Origin of the sequence: Bradyrhizobium sp. HKCCYLS3013 (genome assembly GCF_051167615.1) — a bacterium.
Taxonomy (GTDB): Bacteria; Pseudomonadota; Alphaproteobacteria; order Rhizobiales; family Xanthobacteraceae; genus Bradyrhizobium.
On record NZ_JBNPTK010000013.1, the window covers coordinates 22,159 to 44,090 of the forward strand.

Here is a 21,932-nt window from a genome sequence, read left to right on the forward strand (position 1 = left end):
CTTGCGTATCCGTGCGTTGCACAAACCGCGCCATCCTTCGTCTGACCCAACGCGTGTCCTCGAACCAATGAATGGGGTGCTCATGTCAGACGAAACCAAAAAGGGCCTGAAGTCGCCGCTTCGGCGCCAATTGCTGATGGGAATGGCCGCAATCCCGGCGCTGGCCATGATGCCGCGGCCATCCTTTGGCGCCGGTCCCGCAACCTCCGCTGTCAACACCACCGGACTTGCAGTCACCGATAGCGAAGTGACGGTCGGCATCCTGCATTCGGTCACCGGCACGATGGCGATCTCCGAGACAGGGTCGGTGCAGGCCGAGAAGCTCGCGATCGAGCAGATCAATGCCGCCGGCGGCGTGCTCGGCCGCAAGATCAAGTACATCCAGGAGGACGGCGCCTCGGATTGGCCGACCTTCGCGGAGAAGGCCAAGAAGCTCCTGGTCAACGACAAGTGCGCCGCCGTGATGGGCTGCTGGACCTCGGCCTCGCGCAAGGCGGTGCTGCCGGTGTTCGAGCAGTACAACGGCATGCTGTACTACCCGACCTTCTACGAAGGCCTCGAGCAGTCCAAGAACGTCATCTACACCGGCCAGGAAGCCACCCAGCAGATCATCGCCGGCCTCGACTGGGTCAACAAGACCAAGGGTGCGAAGACCTTCTACCTGCTCGGCTCCGACTACATCTGGCCGCGCACCTCGAACAAGATCGCGCGCAAGCACATCGAGGGCCATCTGCAGGGCTGCAAGGTCGTCGGCGAAGAGTACTTCCCGCTCGGCCACACCCAGTTCAACTCGGTCATCAACAAGATCAAGCTGACCAAGCCGGACGTGATCTACGCGATCATCGTCGGCGGCTCCAATGTCGCGTTCTACAAGCAGCTGAAAGCCGCCGGCATCGACATGTCGAAGCAGACCTTGCTCACCATCTCCGTGACTGAAGACGAGATCGATGGCATCGGCGGTGAGAACATCGCGGGCGCCTATGCCTGCATGAAGTACTTCCAGTCGCTCGACAACCCCAACAACAAGGCCTTCGTCGCCGATTTCAAGAAGATGTGGGGTGAGAAGACCGTGATCGGCGACGTGACGCAAGCCGCCTATCTCGGTCCGTGGCTGTGGAAGCTGACCGTCGAGAAGGCCGGCAGCTTCGACATCGACAAGGTCGCCGCCGCCTCGCCCGGCATCGAGTTCAAGGGCGCGCCGGAAGGCTATGTCCGGATCCATGAGAACCACCATCTCTGGTCCAAGACCCGCGTCGGCCGCGCCAAGGCGGACGGTCAGTACGAGCTGATCTACGAGACCGCCGACCTGGTCGAGCCCGATCCGTTCCCGAAGGGCTATCAGTAAGTCGCGAGTCGCGCATTGCGACGGCCGATGAAGCGACGCCGTTGCCGCACAACCAGTGCGCTCCCTCCCCCCTTGTGGGGGAGGGTTGGGGAGGGGGGTACCCCACCCACAGTTCGTCGTGTGGACCCCCCTCCCTGGCCCTCCCCCACAAGGGGGGAGGGAACGACCTTACCGGCGGCAATGCTGCGGGCGCCAACGCGCATCGCAAGTCAGTGCGCACCGACACCACGCATCACGAGAGGACGGATCATGTTCGGTGACTATTCCATCGGCGACCTCGGGGCCATCTTCGCGATGCAGGGGTTCGCAGGCCTCATCCTGTTTTCGGTCTACGTGCTGATGGCGCTGGGGCTTGCCATCATCTTCGGCCAGATGGGCGTCATCAACATGGCGCATGGCGAGTTCATGATCCTCGGCGCCTACGTCACCTGGATGACCTCGAACGCCTTCCAGCATTTCCTGCCGTCGTTGTTTCCAGGCTACTTCTTCGTCGCGATGATGCTGGCCTTCATCGCCTCCGGAGCGCTCGGCATGCTGGTCGAGTGGGCGATGATCCGCCGGCTCTACAAGCGGCCGCTCGATACGCTGCTCGCGACCTGGGGCCTCAGCCTGATCCTGCAGCAGGCTTATCGCTCGGTGTTTGGCGCGCGCGAGGTCGGCGTCGAACTGCCTGAGTGGATGATGGGCTCCTGGCAGGCGACTGACGCGATCCAGATTCCGATCAACGGCATGTTCGTGATGTGCCTGACCATTCTGATCACGATCGTGGTCGCCTATGTCCTCTTCCTGTCGCGCTGGGGCAAGCAGGTCCGCGCCGTCGTGCAGAACCGCGTGATGGCCGGCGCCGTCGGCATCAACACCGAGAAGGTCGACCGCTACACCTTCGGTCTCGGCTGCGGCATCGCCGGTGTCGCCGGCTCCGCCTTCACGATGATCGGCTCGACCGGCCCGACCGCCGGCCAGCTCTACATCGTCGACACCTTCCTGGTCGTCGTGTTCGGCGGCGCCGCCAGCCTGATCGGCACCATCGCCTCTGCCTTCACCATCTCCCAGGCGCAGTCGACGATGGAGTTCTTCATGTCCGGCTCGATGGCCAAGGTGCTCACTCTGCTGGCGATCGTCGCCATCCTGATGCTGCGGCCGCAGGGCCTGTTCGCCCTCAAGGTCCGCAAATAGCCGGAACGCGCAGGAATCGGGAATCAGAAAGCACCGTCATGATCATCAATACGCGCTTCTTCAATCGCTCCGAGCTCATCGGCTTCGTCTCTCTGCTGCTTCTGCTCGTGGTCATCCTGCCGCTGGCGGTCGACATCTTCCGCCTCAACCTGGTCGCGAAGTACCTGACGTACTCCTTCGTCGCCATCGGCCTGGTGCTGTGCTGGGGCTATGGCGGCATTCTCAGCCTGGGGCAGGGTGTGTTCTTCGGCCTCGGCGGCTACTGCATGGCGATGTTTCTGAAACTGGAGGCCTCCAGCGTCGCCAACACCAAGATCCAGTCGACCCCTGGCATTCCCGACTTCATGGACTGGAATCAGCTGACGCAGCTGCCGTTCTTCTGGAAGCCGTTCCAGAGCTTCCCGTTCGCGCTCGCCGCGATCATCCTGGTGCCGGCGATCTTCGCCTTCATCATCGGCGCTGCGATGTTCAAGCGGCGTGTCGGCGGCGTCTACTTCGCCATCATCACCCAGGCGATCGCGGCCATCATGACCATCCTGATCGTGGGACAGCAGGGCTACACCGGCGGCATCAACGGCATCACCGACCTGCGCACCCTGCACGGCTGGGACATCCGCACCGATCACGCCAAATACATCCTCTACTTCGTCGAGGTGTTCTTCCTGTTCGCCGCCATCCTGGTCGCGCAGTTCATCCGTCTCACCAAGCTCGGCCGCATCCTGGTGGCGATGCGGGAGCAGGAGGACCGGGTCCGCTTCTCCGGCTACAGCGTCGCGAATTTCAAGATCTTCGCCTTCTGCGCCGCGGCGGTATTCGCCGCGGTCGGCGGCGCGCTGTTCACGCTCGAGGTCGGCTTCATGTCGCCGTCCTTCGTCGGCATCGTGCCGTCGATCGAGATGGTGATCTACACGGCGGTCGGCGGCCGGCTCTCGATCTTCGGCGCGGTCTATGGCTCGCTCCTCGTCAACTTCGCCAAGACCAGCCTGTCGGAGACCTTCCCGCAGCTCTGGCTGTTCGGCTTGGGTGCCTTGTTCATCGCCGTGGTTCTCGCCTTCCCGAACGGATTGGCCGGAATCTGGGGTGACTACGTGCAGCCGCGCATCGACCGGCTGCTGGCGTCCCGCAGCAAGAAGCCCGGCAATGGCGGCCTGGTCGCCAACGGCGCCCCCGCAGAGTGAGGAGACAGCGATGCTCATCGGTCATCAGCCCAAGGAATTCCTGCTCGCGGTCGAAGCCCTCACCGTCTCGTTCGACGGCTTCAAGGCGGTCAACGATCTCTCCTTCTACGTCGAAGAGAACGAGATCCGCGTCATCATCGGCCCGAACGGCGCCGGCAAGACCACGGTGCTCGACCTGATCTGCGGCAAAACCAAAGCGACCTCGGGCTCGATCCAGTTCCGCGGCAAGGAGCTGACCAAGCTGCGCGAGAACGAGATCGTCAAGACCGGTGTTGGCCGCAAGTTCCAGACGCCGTCGGTGTTCGAGGATCTCAGCGTGTTCGAGAATCTCGAGATATCCTTTCCGCGCGGCCGCACCGTGTTCGGCTCGCTGACCTTCCAGCGCGACGCGGTCGTCAAGGATCGCGTCGAGGAGGTCGCGGAGATGATCTTCCTGAAGGATCGTCTCAAGACCTCGGCGGCCGAGCTCAGCCATGGCCAGAAGCAGTGGCTCGAAATCGGCATGCTGCTGATCCAGAACCCGGACCTTCTGATGCTCGACGAGCCCGTGGCCGGCATGAGCGTGAGCGAGCGCGCCAAGACCGCCGAGCTGCTCAACCGCATCATCAAGGACCGCTCGGTGCTCGTGATCGAGCACGACATGAAGTTCGTCGAGGACATCGCCCACAAGGTCACCGTGCTGCACCAGGGGCAGATCCTGTCCGAGGGCACGATGGACAAGGTCAAGAACGACCCCAAGGTCGTCGAAGTCTATCTGGGGCACTGAGCGATGATCGCGATCTTGTTTGCTCCGAGTGACGCTGCGTTCCCCTCCCCCTTGTGGGGAGGGGCTAGGGGAGGGGGCCCACGGCGGCAGTATCGCTTGGGGCTACCCCCCTCCCCAACCCTCCCCCACAAGGGGGGAGGGAGCGCACTGCCGATGTTGCTGCAGCCTTGTCCCAATTCATCACTTTGCAGGAGCCATTGATGCTCGCAATCTCCGATCTCCATGTCGCCTATGGCCAGAGCGAAGTGCTGCATGGCCTGAATGTCAAGGTCGCGCCCAACGAGATCGTTGCGATCATGGGGCGCAACGGCATGGGCAAGACCACGCTGATGAAGTCGCTGATGGGCATCCTGCCATCCAAGAGCGGCTCCATCGACATGAACGGCACCGAGCTGTCGGGCCTGAAGAGCTACGAGCGCGTCGCCAAGGGTCTCGCCTACGTGCCGCAGGGCCGCATGATCTTCTCGACGATGACGGTCAAGGAGAATATCGAGACCGGCCTCGTCGTCTCCGGCGAGTCCGAGGTGCCCGGCGACATCTACGAGCTGTTTCCAGTGCTGCTCGAGATGAAGGGCCGACGCGGCGGCAATCTCTCCGGCGGCCAGCAGCAGCAGCTCGCGATCGCCCGCGCGCTCGCCACCAAGCCGAAGGTGCTGCTGCTCGATGAGCCGACCGAGGGCATCCAGCCGTCGATCATCAAGGAGATGGCGCGCACCCTGAAGCGCATCCGCGACGAGAAAGGGCTGTCCATCGTTGTCTCCGAGCAGGTGCTGAGCTTCGCGCTCGACATCGCCGACCGCGTGCTGGTGATCGAGAACGGCGAGATCGTCCGCGACGATCCGCGCGAGCAGGTCGATGCCGCGCAGGTCTCGAAATATCTGTCCGTCTAACCACTCCGTCCAAGCAAAGGTAAAGGGGAGCTCTTGATGCCTGACACACTGATCAAGGTCGATCTGACCAAGTCGGCCTACGAGAACGACAAGGTGCACAACCGCTGGCACCCGGACATTCCGATGGTGGAGTGGGTCAATCCCGGCGACGACTTCATCATCGAGACCTATGACTGGACCGGCGGCTTCATCAAGAACAACGACTCGGCCGACGACGTGCGCGACATCGACCTGTCGATCGTGCACTTCCTCTCGGGCCCGATCGGCGTCAAGGGCGCCGAGCCGGGCGACCTGCTGGTCGTCGACCTGCTCGACGTCGGTCCGCTGAAGGAGAGCCTGTGGGGCTTCAACGGTTTCTTCTCCAAGCAGAACGGCGGCGGTTTCCTGACCGACCACTTCCCGCTGGCGCAGAAGTCGATCTGGGACATCAAGGGCCTCTACACCTCTTCGCGTCACGTCCCTGGCGTGAACTTCGCCGGCCTGATCCATCCCGGCCTGATCGGCTGTCTGCCTGATCCGAAGCTGCTCGCGACCTGGAACGAGCGTGAGACGGCGCTGATCGCGACCAACCCGACCCGCGTGCCGGGCCTCGCCAATCCGCCATTCGCGCCGACCGCGCATGCCGGCCAGGCCAAGGGTGACGTCAAGGCCAAGATCGGCGCCGAGGGTGCCCGCACCGTGCCGCCGCGCGAGCATGGCGGCAATTGCGACATCAAGGACCTGTCGCGCGGTTCGAAGATCTACTTCCCCGTCTATGTGCCCGGCGGCGGCCTCTCGATGGGCGATCTGCACTTCAGCCAGGGCGACGGCGAGATCACCTTCTGCGGCGCCATTGAAATGGCGGGCTGGCTGCACATCAAGGTCGACGTCATCAAGGACGGCGTGGCGAAATACGGCATCAAGAACCCGATCTTCAAGCCGTCGCCGATCACGCCGAACTATCGCGACTACCTGATCTTCGAGGGCATCTCGGTCGACGAGGCCGGCAAGCAGCATTACCTCGACGTCCATATCGCCTATCGCCAGGCCTGTCTCAACGCGATCGAGTACCTGAAGAAGTTCGGCTACTCCGGCGCCCAGGCCTATTCGATCCTCGGCACCGCGCCGGTGCAGGGTCACATCTCCGGCGTGGTCGACGTGCCCAATGCCTGCGCGACCTTGTGGCTGCCGACCGAGATCTTCGACTTCGACGTGATGCCGTCGGCGGCAGGCCCGATCAAGCACATCAAGGGCGACATCCAGATGCCGATCTCGCCGGACAAATAACCCTCTCCCTGTGCGACGGGATGCGGGACGGCCGCGTATTTGGCCGCCCCGCATCCGCCGCGCGGACGAGAGAGACGATGTTGCGCAGGAGACGAGACAATGCCGGTCTATGAATATCTCTGTGACGAATGCGGCCCCTTCACCGACATGCGCCCGATGTCGGAATGTGATGAGCCGCAGGTCTGTCCGCAATGCCAGAACATGGCGCCGCGGGTAATCCTCACCGCGCCCGCCTTCGCCTGCATGCCGGCGGAGCGGCGTACGGCGCATGCCACCAACGAGCGCAGCCGCCACGCGCCGCAGACAGTGGCCGAATACAAGGCCAAGCACGGTGCGGGCTGCGGCTGCTGCTCGCCGAAGAAGCCGGCGCGGCTGATGACCAAGTCCAAGAGTGGCGCCAAGGGCTTTCCGACGGCGCGACCGTGGATGATCAGCCACTGAGCGAATGCGAGGGGCGGCGCGGCCGCCCCTCAGCGTGACGCCGGCACCCGCCGCGGTCCCGGCGCGGGCTGGCCGCCGAACTTGACGCTCATCGCATTGGCGCCGTCGCTGATGTCGAGCAGCGTCTTGCGGCTCTCGTCGATCACCTTGGCGGACTTGCGCTTGAAGCCGTCGACGAGCTCGCGCATCGATTTGATCTGATCGAACAGCTGCCCGGGATTGCCGTCGGCGAAACCGGGAATGGCGCCGTCGATCTTGGTCACCAGCGTGTCGAAGCCCTTGAAGATGTCCTCGGCCTTGTCGATCGCGGAGTCGAAGGCCGCGGTCTTGGCCTGGAGCGAGGCGGTCTCGGTCTCGAAGCTCTGCAGCGCATCCTTGATCGCCGGCGCATTGCTGACGATGTATTTGTCGATGTTGTGCACCGTCTCGACCATCGTCTCCTGGTCCTTGAGATCGGCCGTCAGCACCGGCACGCCGTCGCGATCGAGCGGGACCGGCGGGGCCGTTGGCGCGCCGCCGACCAGCGAGATCGCGGCGATGCCGGTCAGGCCCTGGAACTCGATGCCTGCCGTTGTGTCCCTGCGGATCGGCGCCGAATTGTCGAGCGTGATCATGGCAACGATCTTGCGCGGGCTTTCGAGCTTGATCGACAGGATCTGCCCGGCCTGTACGCCGTCGAAATTCACCGGCCCGCCCTTGCGCAGGCCCGCCGCCGAGCCGCCGTCGAACACGACACGCATCATGCTGCGCTGCTCGGCAATGCGACGCTTCTGTTTGATCAGGACGCCGCTGATCCCGGCCGCGACGGCGGCGATCGTCAGGGTTCCCACGATGAGATTGATGGCGCGCATTCCGTGTCCACTGCTGCCTCTGCTCGATTTTAACCGCAATGTCTCCCGGTTGAAAGCTCAGCGCGCGAGGCCCGGCCGGGAGGGCGCGGCGAGGCCGGCCAGCAGCACCGCCAGGATACCGGTGAGAAAAATGCCATCGAACGTCCCGGCGCCGCCGATCGAGGCCACGGGCGCGCCGAGGCTGCCGATCTTGTCGAGGTTCATCAGGTCGGCGCCGACCAGCGTGCCCATCGAGCCGCCGATATAGGCCAGCGGCGCGGCATATTCGCGCGACAGCAGGAACGCCAGGATCGCGGTCACGACCACCGGCGCGAACACCGGCACGGCGATGCCGACGCCCTGCACCGGCGTCGCCATCGCGTGGATGATCACGGCGATCACCAGCACCGCGATCGCGGCGCGCAGCCAGAGCTGGTAGCGCAGCATGAGATAGGTCGACATGATCGTCGGGATCACCGCGCCGCCGACATTCACGGCGAGCAGAGTACCCGGCCATTGATGCACCAACGGCACGACATATTGCATGCCGAAAAAGTCGATGATCTCGCCAGAGCGCGCGACCTGCCCAGGCAGCATGGTGATCGGGATGTTGAAATAGCTGCCGACCAGCGAGCCGAACAGCAGCAGCATCGCGGTGCCCGAGCTGACGCCGAGCTTCATGTAGGCGTAGCGCAGGATGCCGAGCTGGATCAGGACGATCAGGACGCCGAAGGCGAGCACCAGGATCGCAAAGAATACGGGCGTGATCGGCAGATATTGGATCTGGGAATGCATGTCGAAAGCGCTTCGATGATGGACCGTGCCGCCCGCGCAGGATCATCTCACGCGGGCGACAGGGTGACAAATGGTCATTCGGCGCCTGGTTCCCAAGGGCAGCCATGGTCTCGTTCATTCTTCAGACGCGATCAGCGTGGCGTGCAGCACGTAGCGCTCCGGGCCCTGCGTCAGCGCGTCGAACGGCCAGCAGGTGGAGAGCACGAGCTCAGGGCGTTCGGTGTCCGGATCGATGCCGGACGCATCGAAACGCACGACGCTGGCCCCGTCGGCGCGATAGCGGAAGGTCTTGCCGTCGCGCCTGACGATGTCGATCTCGTCGCCGATGCTGACGTCCTTCAGGAAGCGGAAGTGCGTGTCGCGATGGGCGGAATAGACGGCGATTCCGGTCTCGCCCGGCTCGGCCGTGCCCTCGACATGGCCGGCGCCGAAGGCGAGTGCCTGGCCGCTCGAGCCGGCCAGCGCGATGGTGGAGACGCCGAGGCTCTTCACCTCGATGCGCGCCACCGGGACCATGTCGGCCCAGGACCACGGCTTGACCGCATGGCCGGTCGCAATGGTCTGGGTGAAGGCGCGATCGAGCAGCACCTGCGCCACGATCGCCTTGGCATGGATGAGGGCGCCGTGGCCGAACAGGATGAGGCCGACAAGCGCGACTGCGAGCGGGATGACAAATCGTGGCATTCTCTCTCCTCCGTCATTGCGAGCAAAGCGAAGCAATCCAGAGTCGTTGTGCAGCCCCTGGATTGCTTCGTCGCTTCGCTCCTCGCAATGACGACATTGCTTAGTTGGCAGCCCGCCGCCTGATCGCGACGAGCCAGATCAGTTCGAGCATCAGCAGGCCCAACCCGAGCAGCATGCTGAGCTCCGCATCGGTCGCCGTCTTCGGCAGCGTGACCGTCGCAGGCGCTGCCGGCACCACCGGCCGCTTCAGCGCGGCGAGCTGGACGTCGTGGTCTGCTTCAGCGCGGCGCTCCTTCTGCATCGCCGGAATCCGGCCGCGTTCGCCGAACACCTTCTCGTAGTCCCAGCCGGCCGGCAGGTTGATCGGCAGTTCGGCGAGCCTCAGCGGCTCGCCGTCGGGACGGCGCGGCGTCTTGTCGACGGCGACGAGGCTGGTCAGGCGGCTCACCAGCTGGTGCTCCAGCGCGAGCTTCAGAATGGCGCCGTCGGCTTCCTCCGGCGTCATCTGCCGCATCGTCTTCGCCACCTCGGCATCGCCGATCTTGCGCCGCGCCCACAGCTTTGAGAGGCCCTTGCCCTCGGCGGCGCCGGACAGCGGCAGCGTGATGGTCCAGGGCTGGTCGCCGATGCGGCCCTTGAGCTGCAGCGATCCGGCGAGGCGATCGATTTTGGCGGCCAGCACCAGCGGCTCGTTGCGATAGACGTCCGGCAGCACCGTGGGCGTGAGGTCGGCAGAGGCTTCGGAGAACGTCGCGCTCAGCCCAGTCACCACCGGGTTCTCCAGCTTGGCGAACAAATCGCGCATGCGGTCCTCGACCTGCTCGACCGAACCGATATGGGTGAAGGCGCCGCGTCCGAGCTCGGCGGCGCGCGTCATCAGATAGGTGTTCGGCGCCGAGCCGATGCCGACCATGAAGATGCGCGAGCGGCCGCGCATCGCGGTGATGGTCTCGAACAGCTGCTGCTCGTTGCCGATGGCACCATCGGTCAGAAACACCACCTGACGCACGCGGTCGGAGTCGCTGCCGTCGTCGGTCAGCGCCGCGCGCATCGCCGGCACCATCTCGGTGCCGCCGCGCGCGTCGAGCGCACTGACGAAGCTGGTCGCGCTGCCGACATGCTCGGCATCGGCCGGCACCGAGGCGGGAAACAGCACGGTCATGGTGTCGTCGAAGCGGATCACGTTGAAGCGGTCGCCCGGCTGCAGGCGGTTCAGCGCATAGAGCAGGCTGGCCTTGGCCTGGCGGATCGAGGTGCCGCCCATCGAGCCGGAATTGTCGATCACGAAGATCACGTCGCGCGGCTGCGGACGCTGTGCCGACGCCGTCACTGCGGGAGGCGTGACGAAGGCGAGCAGATAGTCGGCATCGCCGACCTGCTCGTGGAACAGGCCGACCGACGGCGTCGCGGCGGCCGCCGGCTTCCAGGTCAGCTCGAAATCGCGATCGGCCGGCACCACGCCCTCGGCGAGTGTCACGACACGCGTCTTCGCATCGGGGCTGTCGATCGTCACCTGGTGATGGTGGCTCTTGACCTCGCCGATGACGAAGCCTGCCTGCAGCCGCACCGTGATCCTCGTCGGATTGACCGGATCGGTCTTGGCTGGGTCGAGCACCTCCGGCGAGATGCGGTCGCGATCAGGCACGGGATCGTTGCTCGCTGCGCCCCAGCCGTTGCCGCCCGGGCGCAGATCGACGCTCTGCACGATCGGCGCCGGATTGTAGCGCGGCGCCACGACCAGCGGCACCCGCAGCGAGAACTCGCCGCCGCTCGCGGCCACCGGCTGCTGATATTCGATCTGCACCAGCACGGTCTCGCCGGGGCCGATATTGGCGAGCGAGTTGGTGAAGATGTTCGGTCGCTCCTGCTCGGTGAGCGCCGCGGTCTTGCCGTCGCGCTTGGCCTGCTCATAGATCACCTTGGCTTGTTCGCGCGGCTTGATGTCGCCGACCACGACGCGGTCGCCGACGATCATCTTCAGTGTGTCGACCGCGCTGTCGGGTGGCAGCGGATAGACATAGACCGCCTCCATCCATTGCGAGCTGGTGTTCTTGAACAGCTGCGTCACGCGCACCCGCGCGGTCGGGCCGGAGACGACGATGTCGACATCGATGCCGAGCCGCGGCGCCTCGGCATAGCGGCCGTCGGACTTGAACAGCAGTGCGCCGGAGCGGGCGTCGCCCGGCCTGGTCAGCGGCGCCAATGGCCCTTCGGCGGACCAGCCAGGGGTGACGCTGAGAAACAGCGCCGTGAAGCCGACCAGCAGCACGGCGGCGGCCTGGAGCAGCAGGAATAGCAGCATGGTCACGATCCATGACCTGACCGGATGGGTGCTGCTCCTGATATCGTGGTCCATTGTCTCGCTCATCATTGCCTCCGCAACGAACAAATTCGGCAGGCCGAGACTGGGCGCAGCGCGCCGGCACCGCGAGCGGAATGGTCGGTCTTGTTCGGCCGCCGCCCGCCCGCGCATGTCCTGTCGTGGTCGAGAGCGCGGCTGATCTGTCCGGGTTTGTGCTGATTTGTCCGTCTGCTAGAAGAGGTGCGCATCACGCGGCAGGGGACAGGATGTCGATACCGGACAACAGCGAGCTTTCCGACGAGCAGAGCCGGCAGGTCGCCGAGACCGTCCGCGAGGAGATCGCGCGGCGCCGGATGTCGCGGCAGGCGCTGGCGGAGCAGGCCAAGCTGAGCCTCTCGACCCTTGAGAAGGCGCTCGGCGGCCGCCGCCCGTTCACGCTCGCCACCATTGTCAGGCTCGAGCAGGCGCTCGGCATGTCCCTGCGCAAGGCGCCGAGCGCACCTCTCGCCGCGCCTGCCGCGAGCGGCGGCATTGCACCCGACAGCCTCGGCTCCTATTCGCGGCGGGCTGTGGAGTGGATCGAGGGCACCTACGTCACCTTGCGCCCGTCATTCGGCGACAAGGACGCGATCTACGCCTACCGCACCGACATCGTCTGGGACGATGCCGCGTCGTCGCTGACGTTTCGCGAAGGCGCGCGGCTCGATGCGTCGTTCACGCAGTTCGGCGAGGTGGCCGTGCCAAACCAGTCCGGCTTCGTCTACCTCGTCACCAACCGCCACGGCCAGCACCGCCTGATCACGGTCTCCAGGCCGACCATCACCGGCGAGATGTACGGCATCATCACGACGCTCCTGGCGGGCCGCGGCTCGCTGCTGACGCCGATCGCCGCGCCGATCGCGCTGCTGCCGCTGCGCAATGTGGTGGAGCCGAGCTTCGGCAGACTAGGGACTGACGATCTACATTACGGGTTTTATCGCGAGCATCTGCGCAAGACCGTCGAGGAGCCGTTTGCGCTGTTCGTGCAGGGCGTGCCGTGAGATTTGGGCACACGACTAACCACCGTCATTGCGAGGAGCGAAGCGACGAAGCAATCCAGAGTCGTGAACTCGGCCCTGGATTGCTTCGCTTCGCTCGCAATGACGGAGTTTGTAGTTGCCGCCGTGCTTCTAGCCATGCAGCGTCGTCCCGGCGAACGCCGGGACCCATACCCCCAGGGAGCGGTTTGAGTCCGGCTGGTCATTGGCTTTTTCGCGCCACATCACCGCCGCGGAGTATGGGTCCCGGATCGGCACCGTGCCGCGCTTCGCGCGTCACGGCTTGTCCGGGACGACGGCGGTGGGGTGAGGCGGATTCACGGGATCAAACAGCGCGACGTTCAAGCAGCCGAACGTCTCAACGACAGATCGGATCGATCAGCAGACAATCGACTAAGGACGTGTCATCGCAGTCTCGCGGCGACACTCGCCCGAGGTTTCAATCAGTCCGTCCCTCTTCACGTGCAGAGGGCGCAGGGAATGCCGGGTGAAGGCCTCACCCATGGCCCGCCTGCGAAAAAAATGCAGGCGGCAGGTACCACAGGCAAAGCCGAGCACGCCGGCATTCCCTGCGCGATGGGTTGAACGCTTATACGCAGTCTCCCTGGTGCACCGGCTTGTTGGCCACCATGCCGCGACAATGCTTGCGCGTTGCGCGGGAGACACCAGCTTCGGGGTGTCAGGACGCTGCGACTTCACGTCCGCAAGCGATCGTTCGTCCGCGCCTTCGTAAGAAGACGCTGCGATCTCTCGCGGCCACCGCATCCCCGCCTCGCGTGTCGTGACGATCGCGCGTAACGCCCCTCCGCAGTGAGGCGGGATGGCGAGAGAGAAACATGGATTCGGAAAAATAGCAAGAAGATTTTGCTTGGCAGAATTTGACCCGATACCGGTCGACTCCCCTCCCCGCAAGGGGGAGGGGAGTCGACCGGTATCGTGGTTAGAACGTGGGCATCAATTGCGCGCGGGTCTACCACCCGGCGCGTGCGTGAACCTACCCCCCGACGTCAGCGCTGATGATGTCGCCGAACAGATCCCACTTGCCGCCCTTGAACTGCATCATCTTGAGCTGCTCGATCGGGGCGAAATCATTCGGGCCGGTGTTGACCTTGATGCCGGGGATCAGGGTGTCCGGTGCAAAATCCTTCAGGCTGGCGGCCTGCTTCATGACGTTCTCGCGGGTCAGAGTGTCGCCGCACTGCTTCAGGGTCTGCACCATGGTCTGCGCCGCGGCATAGCCATAGGCGAGGTTGGCGTCGGAGATGTTGGCGCCGGGCATGTACTTGTCGATGAAGGCCATGAACTTCTTCATGCCCTCGTCGTCCTTCCACTGCGGATCCGACGGGTCCTTGAGATAGCCGGCGGAGAGCACGCCCTCGGAGGCTTCGAGGCCGGCCGGCTTCATCACGGCGCCGATCGAGATCGAGACGTCGGTCATCAGGTGCATCGGCTTCCACTCGAGCTCGGCGATCTTCTTGATCGCCTGGGCTGCGAATTTCGGCGTCGCGATGTTGACGAACACGTCGGCGCCGGTGCCCTTCAGCTTGACGATATGAGCATCGATCGACGGCTCCGAGGTCTCGTAGCTCTCCTCGGCCACGATCATGGTCTTGGCCTTGTCGCCCAGTACCTCCTTGATGCCGAGGACATAGTCCTTGCCGAAATCGTCATTGGCGTAGAAGATCGCGATCTTCGCGTTCGGCTTTTCCTTCAAGATATACTTGGCGAAGATCCGCGCCTCGACGCGATAGCTGGGCTGGAAGCCCATCGTCCAGGGGAATTCCTTCGGGTCGTTCCACTTGCTGGCGCCGGTGGCGAGGAACAGCTGCGGCACCTTCTTGGCGTTGTGATATTTCTGCACGGCGGTCTGCGTCGGCGTGCCCAGCGCGTTGAACACCAGGAACACCTCGTCGCTCTCGATCAGCTTGCGCACCTGCTCGACCGTCTTCGGCGGGCTGTAGCCGTCGTCATAGGAGATGAAGTTGATCCGGCGACCGTTGATGCCGCCCTGGTCGTTGATCATCTTGAAATAGGCTTCCTCGGTCTTGCCGATGATGCCGTAGGCCGAGGCCGGGCCGCTATAGGCCTCGACATTGCCGATCTTGATCTCGGTGTCGGTGGCGCCGGTGTCGTATTTCTTTTGCGCAAGGGCGCTCTGGCTCGCCAGTACGGAAAAGGCGGCCGCGGCCGCGAATGAGAGCAGTGTCCTGGTCGTCATCGGCAACATTCCCTGGGCTTCCTCTGGTTGAATTTTCGTGATTGTCGTTCTTGCTCTTGGCCTGCGGCGATGGCGACCGTGCAAGGCCGCTCACCACAACGAGTGGGCAGATGTGTGCAATGCACTGTCTTGCGTCCAGGCGCTGGCCCTGGGAAGCCGGCCGGGCCGACCGGGCGCGCCGCAGGTGATTTTGCCAGCCAGCCACTCCACGCAAGTTGATACGGGCGTTTCCGGCGCATCTTCTGAGGCGCACGAAGCAGGATCCTCCCGGCACCGCCATGACGAAAAGCCCGTTCTATACGGCCGAGCACGAGGCCTTCCGCGACGTCATCAAGCGCTTCGTCGACAAGGAGATCGCGCCGTTCGCGAGCGCGTGGGACGAGGCCGGCGAATTTCCGCGCGCGCTGTATCTGAAGGCGGCGGAGATCGGCCTGCTTGGGCTCGGCTTCCCGGAGGAATTCGGCGGTGTGCCGGCCGACCAGTTCATGAAGATCGTATCGTCGCAGGAATTGGCGCGTGCGGGGGCCGGCGGCATCAGTGCCAGCCTGATGAGCCATACGATCGGCGCGCCGCCGATCGCGCGCGCCGCGCAGCCGCAGGTGAGGGCGCGCGTGCTGCCGGAGATTCTTGCGGGGCGCAAGATCTCGGCGCTGGCGATCACCGAGCCGAGCGGTGGCTCTGACGTTGCCAATCTCAGGACCAGGGCCGTCCGCGACGGCGATCATTATGTCGTCAGCGGCGAGAAGACATTCATCACCTCCGGGATGCGGGCCGACTACATCACCGTCGCGGTGCGCACCGGCGGACCGGGGCCGGCGGGCGTCAGTCTGCTGCTCGTGCCCGGCGACACGCCGGGGCTGACGCGCACCAGGCTCGACAAGATGGGCTGGTGGGCGTCGGACACGGCGACCCTGCATTTCGACGGCTGCCGCGTGCCCGTCGAGAACCTGATCGGAGAGGAAGGGCAGGGCTTCAAGCTGATCATGCACAATTTCAACAGCGAGCGGATGGGCATGGCGGCGAGCTGCACGGGCTACGCCCGTGTCTGCCTCGACGATGCGATCTCCTACGCCCGGGAGCGCCACACCTTCGGCAAGCCGCTCGCGCAGCACCAGGTCATCCGCCACAAGCTGGTCGACATGGCGCAGCGCGTGGCGGCGTCGCAGGCGATGCTGGAAATGCTGGCGTGGCGGCTCGAACAGGGCGACAATCCGGTCGCCGAGATTTGCATGATGAAGAACCAGGCGACGCAGACGATGGCCTACTGCGCCTCGGATGCCGTGCAGATCTTCGGCGGCGCCGGTTTCATGCGGGGTGTCCGCGTGGAACGGATCTATCGCGAGGTCAAGGTCAACGCCATCGGCGGCGGCACGGAGGAGATCATGAAGGATCTGGCCAGCCGGCAGATGGGATTGTGAGTCGCGGCCTCTCCAAGCCCGTCATTCCAGGTTCAAGGCCTGCGGCCTTGAACCGGACTGACGATCGTGAAGCAGTTAGATAAGACATAGCGAGATTCCGGGGTCGGCCGCTGCGCGACCGCTCGGAATGACAGGGAATGAAACATGCTCTTCACCGCCGACCACGACGAACCGCGCCGCATCCTGCAGAAGTTCATCGCCGCCGAGATCAATCCTCACGTCGACGCATGGGAGGAGGCCGGCATCTTCCCCGCGCATGAGCTGTTCAAGAAGCTCGGCGACCTCGGCTTTCTCGGCCTCAACAAGCCGATCGAGTTCGGCGGCCAGGGGCTGGACTATTCCTACGCGCTGATGATGGCGGAAGAGCTCGGCGCCATCAATTGCGGCGCGATCCCGATGGCGATCGGCGTGCAGACCGACATGGCGACCCCGGCGCTGGCGCGGTTCGGCTCCGACGAGGTGCGCAAGGAGTTCCTGGCGCCCGCCATCTCAGGCGACTACGTCGCCTGCATCGGCGTGTCCGAGCCCGGTGCCGGCTCCGACGTCGCCTCGATCAAGACCCAGGCGCGCTCCGATGGCGACGACTACGTCATCAATGGCGGCAAGATGTGGATCACCAACGGCACCCAGGCCGATTTCATCTGCCTGCTCGCCAACACCAGCGACGGACCTGTCCATCGCAACAAGTCGCTGATCTGCGTGCCGATGAAGAGCAAGGGCGTGCAGGTCGCGCGCAAGCTCGACAAGATGGGCATGCGCTCGTCCGACACCGCGCAGATCTTCTTCGACAATGTCCGGGTGCCCAAGCGCAACCGCGTCGGCGAGGAGGGGCAGGGTTTTACCTATCAGATGATGCAGTTCCAGGAGGAGCGGCTGTGGGCCGGCGCCGCCTGCCTGAAGGCGCATGAGGCGATCATCAATGCGACCATCGAGTACACGCGCAACCGCAAGGCCTTCGGCCGCTCGATCCTCGACAACCAGGTCGTCCACTTCAAGCTCGCGGAGATGCAGACCGAGGTCGAGCTGCTGCGCGCGCTGACCTATCAGGCGGCGGAGGCGATGATCGCCGGCGAGGACGTGACGCGGCTCGCGACCATGGTGAAGCTCAAGACCGGCCGGCTCGGGCGCGAGCTCACCGACGCCTGCCTGCAATATTGGGGCGGCATGGGCTTCATGAACGAGACCCCGGTCAGCCGCGCCTATCGCGATTCGCGCCTGAGCTCGATCGGCGGCGGCGCCGACGAGGTCATGTTGACCATCCTGTGCAAGATGATGGGGACTTTGCCCGGCACCGCCAAAGCGGGGAACGCCTGATGATCACGCTGTATCATTGCGACGGCGCCCGGTCGTTTCGCCCGTTGTGGATGCTGGAAGAGCTTCGACTTAACTACGAGTTGAAGATGCTGCCGTTCCCGCCACGGGTGCTGGCGAAGGAATATCTGGCGATCAATCCGCTGGGTACGATCCCGCTTCTGATCGACGGCGAGACGAAGATGACGGAGTCTTCCGGCATCTGTCACTATCTCGGCATCAAGCACGGCCCGACGCCGCTGATGGTCGGACCTGAAGAGGCGGCCTACGGTGCGTTCCTCAACTGGATGTATTTCTCCGACGCGACGCTGACGTTCCCGCAGACGCTGGTATTGCGATACACTCAGCTCGAGCCGGAAGAGCGGCGTTCGCCGCAAGTCGCCGCCGACTACGCCAAATGGTTCCTGGGCCGGCTGCGCGCCGTTGAGGCAGCGACCGCGGGTGCCGAGTTCTTATGCGCCGGTCGCTTTACGGCGGCGGACATCGTGATCGGATATGCGTTGCGGCTCGCCGACACGCTCGGCCTTTCCAAGGAGTTCGGGCCGAATGTGGCGGCCTATTGGGCGCTCCTGCAGCAGCGCGATGGCTACCAGAGGGCGCGCGCCGCCGAGCAGCGCGCAGGTGTGGAGCAGGGCGTCAAGCCGCGCGTCAGGCCGTGAGTTGCGCACGTCATTCGCGGAATGACGGATGCATCCTTGAGCACTGGGTTAACCGCGACAAAAATCGGCAATCGTCGCCGATGACAGCGGCGCGAATTGCGCTATGGTTCTTCTCCAAAGAAGCGGCCGACAGAGCCGCGCCTCAGGAGGAAGACCATGGATGTGAAGACCATGGACGTGACGCGCCGGGACTCCGGCCATCTCATGCTGATCACGCCCGAGCGCGTCTTCTACGCCGGGCTGCTCGGTCGTCCGCGCCAGCGCTGCTCGGGCGCGTGCCATATCTACGTCGCGCTCACCGGCAGCCTGCGGCTGATTCCCGACGGCGGCGAGGAGCGTTGCGGCGAGCTGCTGGTCGTGCCGCCCAACAGGCAGCACACGATCGAGAGTGATTATCGCACCGTCATCGTCGTGACGATCGAGCCGGAGAGCGTGCCGATCGGCGCCTTGGACCGCTTCGCGAGCAAGGTCACCCGCGAGGCGGAGGCCTATGCCTGCCGCATCCGCGCCGCCTATGAGGAGCTGGTGCAGCGGCCGCTGAGCGGCGACGTCACCAGCGCCGTGTTCGACCGGCTGTGCTTCGGCGAGGTGCTGCCGCAGCGGACGCTCGATCCCCGCGTGGTCAAGGCGATCGGCCTGATCAGCCGCTTCTCCGGCGAGCCGGCGACCGCCGAGAGCTGCGCCGCCGCCGTCGGGCTCTCGACGTCGCGCTTCCTGCATCTGTTCAAGGAGGAGACCGACATCTCCTTCCGCTCGTTCCGCGCCTGGAAGCGCGCGCGGCATCTGCTCAACTACGCCAACCAGGACCTCAACCTGGCGCATCTCGCGCAGGACATCGGCTATCCCGATTCCACGCATTTCAGCCACTCGATCCGCCGCTTCTACGGGCTGAAGCCGCGCGCGATCTTCTCCGGCTCGCGCGATCTCGCGATCTACCGCGCCGGCGAGGCGGCCTTGACCACCTGATCCGGCTTGTCCGCGCGCCGCGACAGGGCGGCGCGCAGCGGAAACTTCGACAGTTCGAGCATGATCAGCGTCGTGATCGCGGCGGCTGCAGTCAGCGCGAGATCGTCGGCGTGCAGCGGTCCGAACCGGAACAGCGCCGCAGCGGCAGGCAGCGTCAGACTTGTCGCGAGCACGGCAACGACGAAGCCGATCACCAGCAGCAGCATGCGGTTCGGCCGCAGCAGCGCCTCGCGCAGCGAGCTCGAGAACGAGCGGTTGACGAAGATCAGGCTGACGATCACCGACACCAGGCTGAAGAACACCAGCGCGCGGAGCTCGTCGTCCGGCATGCCATTGCGGTGTGCAAGCAGCAGTACGCCACCCGTGGCGAGCATCGCCAGGATGCCCTGCAACGCCCCCCACAGCACCAGCGGCCGCGGCAGCAAAGGCTCCTGCGGATCGCGCGGCGGCCGCCGCATGATGTCGCTCTCCTCGGTCTCGGCCTCGAACACCAGCGAGCAGACGGGATCGATGATCATCTCGAGAAACGCGATGTGCACGGGTCCGAGCAGGAGCGGCAGGCCGGTGACGAGCGGCAGCAGCGCCAGCCCGGCGATGGGAAAGTGCACGGCGAGGATGAAGCTCATCGCCTTGCGCAGATTATCGTAGATGCGCCGGCCGAGCCGGATCGCCTTGACGATCGAGCCGAAATCATCGTCGAGCAGCACGATCGCCGAGGCCTCGCGCGCGACGTCGGTGCCGCGGCCGCCCATGGCGATGCCGATATGCGCGGCCTTGAGCGACGGCGCGTCGTTGACGCCGTCGCCGGTCATCGCGACGATCTCGCCGTCGGCCTTGAGCGCGGTGACGATGCGCAGCTTCTGCTCCGGCATGATGCGCGCGAACGCCGTCGGCGCGCGCGCCGCAAGCGCCAGGGCGTCGTCGTCGAGATCGGCAAGCTCGGGGCCCGCGATGACGTGCTCGGGATCGATCCCGGCCTGCCGCGCAATGGCGGTGGCCGTCGCGGGATAGTCGCCGGTGATCATGATGACGCGGACGCCGGCGGCGCGGCACTCGGCGACGGCATCCTTCACCTCCGGGCGCAGCGGGTCGGCGAAGCCGACGAGACCGCGGAATGAGAACGCGAAGTCCTGCTGCGCGTCGGGGAGCGCCTCGCCGCTCCAGCTCGCCTCGGCGACGCCGAGCACGCGCAGGCCCTCGGCGGCGAGCGTCTCGACGCGCGCCTGCAGCGCCGCCAGCGCGCCGCCGTCGACGCCGCACAGCTTCGCGATCGCTTCCGGAGCACCCTTGGCCGCCGCGACACCGGCGCCGTCGCGCGACCAGACGTTGGTCATCGCCAGCAGGTCGGGGCGCAAACCGTAGCGCCGCTGCAACGTGGCGCCCGCGGTGGCGTCGGCGCCGAGCGCGTGCAGCGCCTTCTCCATCGGATCATGCGACTGCGGGTCGCAGGCGAGCACGGCGGTGGCGACGAGATCGCGGAACGGCGGTGCGATGGCTTCCGGCGTCGCCGTCGCAGGCTGCAGCACGCCGCCGTCCGGCAGCACCAGCCGGGCCACCATCATGCGGTTTTGCGTCAGGGTGCCGGTCTTGTCGGAGCACAGCACGGTGGCGGCGCCGAGCGATTCGATTGCCGAGGCGCGCCGCGTCAGCACCCGCGCCTGCGAGATGCGCCAGGCGCCCATCGCCAGAAACACCGTCAGCACCACCGGGAATTCCTCAGGGAGCATCGACATGCCCAGCGCGATGCCGGCGAGGATTCCCTCCAGCCAGCCGCCGCGGTACATCGCATAGAGCACGACCGTGATCGCAACCACGATGGCGCCGCCGATCGCGAACGCCACCACCAGACGCCGGGTCTGCTGCCGCAGCCGCGGCGTCTCGGTCTCCAGGGCGGTCACCGACTGGCCGATCCTGCCGATCGCCGTGTGCGGCCCTGTCGCCATCACCTCGGCGATGCCGCCGCCGCGCACCACCAGGCTGCCGGAGAATACGAAGGGCTGGTCGTCGCCGCCGGCGATGGTTGCCGCGTCCATCGCTTCGCCGGCGGCCGGCCGCTTGCGCACCGGCACGGATTCGCCTGTCAACAGCGATTCATCCGTGAGCAGATCGTCGCAGTCGCGCAGCACCGCATCGGCTGCGACGCGATCGCCCTCCGAGAGCACGATGAGATCGCCGCGCACCACCTCGCGGCCGGCGATGCGGATGCGCTCGCCGTCGCGGATCACCAGGGCGCGCGGGCTGGACAGGTCGCGCAGCGATTCCAGCACGCGCTCGGTCCGCGCCTCCTGCACGATAGTGATGAAGACGGAAGCCGAGGCGAATACGCCGAGCAGGATCGCCTCCGCCATGTCGCCCAGCGCGAGATAGATGCCGGCGCCGCCCAGCAGCAACAGCAGCATCGGTTCCTTCAGAACGTCGGCGACGAGGCGCAGCATCGAGCGCGAGCCTGCTTGCGGCAGCTCGTTGAAGCCCTCCGTCTGCAGCCGGCGCGCGGCTTCCGCCGCGCTCAAGCCATCGGGAAACATCGGCGCAGGTTGTGGGTCGGTCGACATTGCACGCCCGTGAGGAGGAGAGCAGGAACCGCTTAGCGCCGTTTCCGGCCGCGGACTTGACGCAAAGCAATATCCGGTTGCGCTGCATGTCACCAGCG

The 21,932-nt window shown here is 65.3% G+C and carries 18 protein-coding genes; 12 read left to right on the forward strand and 6 right to left on the reverse strand.

The features are described from left to right. Nucleotides 1–82: 82 nt before the first annotated feature. The 7 genes from urtA to ACQR1F_RS22305 all read left to right on the forward strand — a co-directional run bounded on the left by urtA (nt 83) and on the right by ACQR1F_RS22305 (nt 7,062). Entirely contained in the window at nt 83–1,345 is a 1,263-nt protein-coding gene (urtA, locus tag ACQR1F_RS22275) for an urea ABC transporter substrate-binding protein (protein WP_315801686.1), read from the forward strand. 249 nt (nt 1,346–1,594) lie between these two features. After that, entirely contained in the window at nt 1,595–2,521 is a 927-nt protein-coding gene (gene urtB / locus ACQR1F_RS22280) for an urea ABC transporter permease subunit UrtB (protein ID WP_315801685.1), read from the forward strand. A gap of 38 nt (nt 2,522–2,559) precedes the next feature. After that, complete coding sequence (gene urtC / locus ACQR1F_RS22285; RefSeq protein WP_315801684.1) at nt 2,560–3,699, forward strand: urea ABC transporter permease subunit UrtC; 1,140 nt, start codon at nt 2,560–2,562, stop codon at nt 3,697–3,699. A 10-nt stretch (nt 3,700–3,709) separates the two neighbouring features. After that, nucleotides 3,710–4,465: an urea ABC transporter ATP-binding protein UrtD gene (gene urtD / locus ACQR1F_RS22290; RefSeq protein ID WP_315801683.1), complete on the forward strand. Its 756-nt coding sequence runs from the start codon at nt 3,710–3,712 to the stop codon at nt 4,463–4,465. Nucleotides 4,466–4,665: 200 nt separating this feature from the next. Continuing rightward, the gene (gene urtE, locus ACQR1F_RS22295; protein WP_434913877.1) at nt 4,666–5,355 is read left to right on the forward strand and encodes an urea ABC transporter ATP-binding subunit UrtE; all 690 of its coding nucleotides are present in this window, start codon (nt 4,666–4,668) and stop codon (nt 5,353–5,355) included. A gap of 36 nt (nt 5,356–5,391) precedes the next feature. Then, the gene (fmdA, locus tag ACQR1F_RS22300) at nt 5,392–6,621 is read left to right on the forward strand and encodes a formamidase (RefSeq protein WP_009031409.1); all 1,230 of its coding nucleotides are present in this window, start codon (nt 5,392–5,394) and stop codon (nt 6,619–6,621) included. 99 nt (nt 6,622–6,720) lie between these two features. Further along, nucleotides 6,721–7,062: an FmdB family zinc ribbon protein gene (locus tag ACQR1F_RS22305; RefSeq protein WP_434913878.1), complete on the forward strand. Its 342-nt coding sequence runs from the start codon at nt 6,721–6,723 to the stop codon at nt 7,060–7,062. Nucleotides 7,063–7,091: 29 nt separating this feature from the next. Here ACQR1F_RS22305 and ACQR1F_RS22310 read toward each other — a convergent pair whose 3' ends face one another. The 4 genes from ACQR1F_RS22310 to ACQR1F_RS22325 all read right to left on the reverse strand — a co-directional run bounded on the left by ACQR1F_RS22310 (nt 7,092) and on the right by ACQR1F_RS22325 (nt 11,739). After that, entirely contained in the window at nt 7,092–7,913 is an 822-nt protein-coding gene (locus ACQR1F_RS22310) for an MlaD family protein (protein WP_434913879.1), read from the reverse strand. Between the two features lie 57 nt (nt 7,914–7,970). Further along, nucleotides 7,971–8,687: a DUF1614 domain-containing protein gene (locus ACQR1F_RS22315; RefSeq protein WP_434838162.1), complete on the reverse strand. Its 717-nt coding sequence runs from the start codon at nt 8,685–8,687 to the stop codon at nt 7,971–7,973. Nucleotides 8,688–8,801: 114 nt separating this feature from the next. Then, nucleotides 8,802–9,371 carry a class GN sortase gene (locus tag ACQR1F_RS22320; protein ID WP_434913880.1) on the reverse strand — a complete coding sequence of 190 codons (570 nt, stop codon included), beginning with the start codon at nt 9,369–9,371 and terminating at the stop codon, nt 8,802–8,804. 100 nt (nt 9,372–9,471) lie between these two features. Further along, nucleotides 9,472–11,739 carry a marine proteobacterial sortase target protein gene (locus ACQR1F_RS22325; RefSeq protein WP_434913881.1) on the reverse strand — a complete coding sequence of 756 codons (2,268 nt, stop codon included), beginning with the start codon at nt 11,737–11,739 and terminating at the stop codon, nt 9,472–9,474. A 200-nt stretch (nt 11,740–11,939) separates the two neighbouring features. On the opposite strand from ACQR1F_RS22325, the gene ACQR1F_RS22330 reads away from it, so the two are divergent. Next, a complete protein-coding gene (locus ACQR1F_RS22330) occupies nt 11,940–12,713 on the forward strand; it encodes a helix-turn-helix domain-containing protein (protein ID WP_434913882.1) in 774 nt (257 codons plus the stop codon). Between the two features lie 991 nt (nt 12,714–13,704). Here ACQR1F_RS22330 and ACQR1F_RS22335 read toward each other — a convergent pair. Then, nucleotides 13,705–14,937, reverse strand: a complete 1,233-nt coding sequence (locus ACQR1F_RS22335; RefSeq protein ID WP_316179363.1) for an ABC transporter substrate-binding protein — start codon at nt 14,935–14,937, stop codon at nt 13,705–13,707. A 269-nt stretch (nt 14,938–15,206) separates the two neighbouring features. Between ACQR1F_RS22335 and ACQR1F_RS22340 the strand changes: the two genes are divergently transcribed. From ACQR1F_RS22340 to ACQR1F_RS22355, 4 genes are all read left to right on the forward strand, one after another. Then, nucleotides 15,207–16,346: an acyl-CoA dehydrogenase family protein gene (locus ACQR1F_RS22340; protein WP_434913883.1), complete on the forward strand. Its 1,140-nt coding sequence runs from the start codon at nt 15,207–15,209 to the stop codon at nt 16,344–16,346. Between the two features lie 144 nt (nt 16,347–16,490). Continuing rightward, nucleotides 16,491–17,660, forward strand: coding sequence for an acyl-CoA dehydrogenase family protein (locus ACQR1F_RS22345; RefSeq protein WP_434913884.1), 1,170 nt, complete (start codon nt 16,491–16,493; stop codon nt 17,658–17,660). Further along, nucleotides 17,660–18,316 (forward strand): glutathione S-transferase family protein, encoded by a 657-nt coding sequence (locus tag ACQR1F_RS22350; RefSeq protein WP_434913885.1) that lies wholly within the window; start codon nt 17,660–17,662, stop codon nt 18,314–18,316. Before ACQR1F_RS22345 ends, ACQR1F_RS22350 begins: the two co-directional genes overlap by 1 nt. Before the next feature lie 171 nt (nt 18,317–18,487). Then, a complete protein-coding gene (locus ACQR1F_RS22355; protein WP_315801776.1) occupies nt 18,488–19,282 on the forward strand; it encodes a helix-turn-helix domain-containing protein in 795 nt (264 codons plus the stop codon). Here ACQR1F_RS22355 and ACQR1F_RS22360 read toward each other — a convergent pair. Beyond that, the gene (locus ACQR1F_RS22360) at nt 19,249–21,834 is read right to left on the reverse strand and encodes a cation-translocating P-type ATPase (RefSeq protein WP_434913886.1); all 2,586 of its coding nucleotides are present in this window, start codon (nt 21,832–21,834) and stop codon (nt 19,249–19,251) included. The genes ACQR1F_RS22355 and ACQR1F_RS22360 overlap by 34 nt on opposite strands. Nucleotides 21,835–21,932: the final 98 nt, after the last annotated feature.

What these genes read in the sequence shown, in the direction of transcription:
- urtA (WP_315801686.1), top strand. Translation starts at nt 83, where the DNA reads ATGTCAGACGAAACCAAAAAGGGCCTGAAGTCGCCGCTTCGGCGCCAA.
- ACQR1F_RS22340 (WP_434913883.1), top strand. Translation starts at nt 15,207, where the DNA reads ATGACGAAAAGCCCGTTCTATACGGCCGAGCACGAGGCCTTCCGCGAC.
- ACQR1F_RS22310 (WP_434913879.1), bottom strand. Translation starts at nt 7,913, where the DNA reads ATGCGCGCCATCAATCTCATCGTGGGAACCCTGACGATCGCCGCCGTC.
- ACQR1F_RS22335 (WP_316179363.1), bottom strand. Translation starts at nt 14,937, where the DNA reads ATGTTGCCGATGACGACCAGGACACTGCTCTCATTCGCGGCCGCGGCC.
- ACQR1F_RS22345 (WP_434913884.1), top strand. Translation starts at nt 16,491, where the DNA reads ATGCTCTTCACCGCCGACCACGACGAACCGCGCCGCATCCTGCAGAAG.
- urtB (WP_315801685.1), top strand. Translation starts at nt 1,595, where the DNA reads ATGTTCGGTGACTATTCCATCGGCGACCTCGGGGCCATCTTCGCGATG.
- ACQR1F_RS22305 (WP_434913878.1), top strand. Translation starts at nt 6,721, where the DNA reads ATGCCGGTCTATGAATATCTCTGTGACGAATGCGGCCCCTTCACCGAC.
- urtE (WP_434913877.1), top strand. Translation starts at nt 4,666, where the DNA reads ATGCTCGCAATCTCCGATCTCCATGTCGCCTATGGCCAGAGCGAAGTG.
- urtD (WP_315801683.1), top strand. Translation starts at nt 3,710, where the DNA reads ATGCTCATCGGTCATCAGCCCAAGGAATTCCTGCTCGCGGTCGAAGCC.
- urtC (WP_315801684.1), top strand. Translation starts at nt 2,560, where the DNA reads ATGATCATCAATACGCGCTTCTTCAATCGCTCCGAGCTCATCGGCTTC.
- ACQR1F_RS22355 (WP_315801776.1), top strand. Translation starts at nt 18,488, where the DNA reads ATGGACGTGACGCGCCGGGACTCCGGCCATCTCATGCTGATCACGCCC.
- ACQR1F_RS22360 (WP_434913886.1), bottom strand. Translation starts at nt 21,834, where the DNA reads ATGTCGACCGACCCACAACCTGCGCCGATGTTTCCCGATGGCTTGAGC.
- ACQR1F_RS22320 (WP_434913880.1), bottom strand. Translation starts at nt 9,371, where the DNA reads ATGCCACGATTTGTCATCCCGCTCGCAGTCGCGCTTGTCGGCCTCATC.
- ACQR1F_RS22330 (WP_434913882.1), top strand. Translation starts at nt 11,940, where the DNA reads ATGTCGATACCGGACAACAGCGAGCTTTCCGACGAGCAGAGCCGGCAG.
- fmdA (WP_009031409.1), top strand. Translation starts at nt 5,392, where the DNA reads ATGCCTGACACACTGATCAAGGTCGATCTGACCAAGTCGGCCTACGAG.
- ACQR1F_RS22325 (WP_434913881.1), bottom strand. Translation starts at nt 11,739, where the DNA reads ATGAGCGAGACAATGGACCACGATATCAGGAGCAGCACCCATCCGGTC.
- ACQR1F_RS22315 (WP_434838162.1), bottom strand. Translation starts at nt 8,687, where the DNA reads ATGCATTCCCAGATCCAATATCTGCCGATCACGCCCGTATTCTTTGCG.
- ACQR1F_RS22350 (WP_434913885.1), top strand. Translation starts at nt 17,660, where the DNA reads ATGATCACGCTGTATCATTGCGACGGCGCCCGGTCGTTTCGCCCGTTG.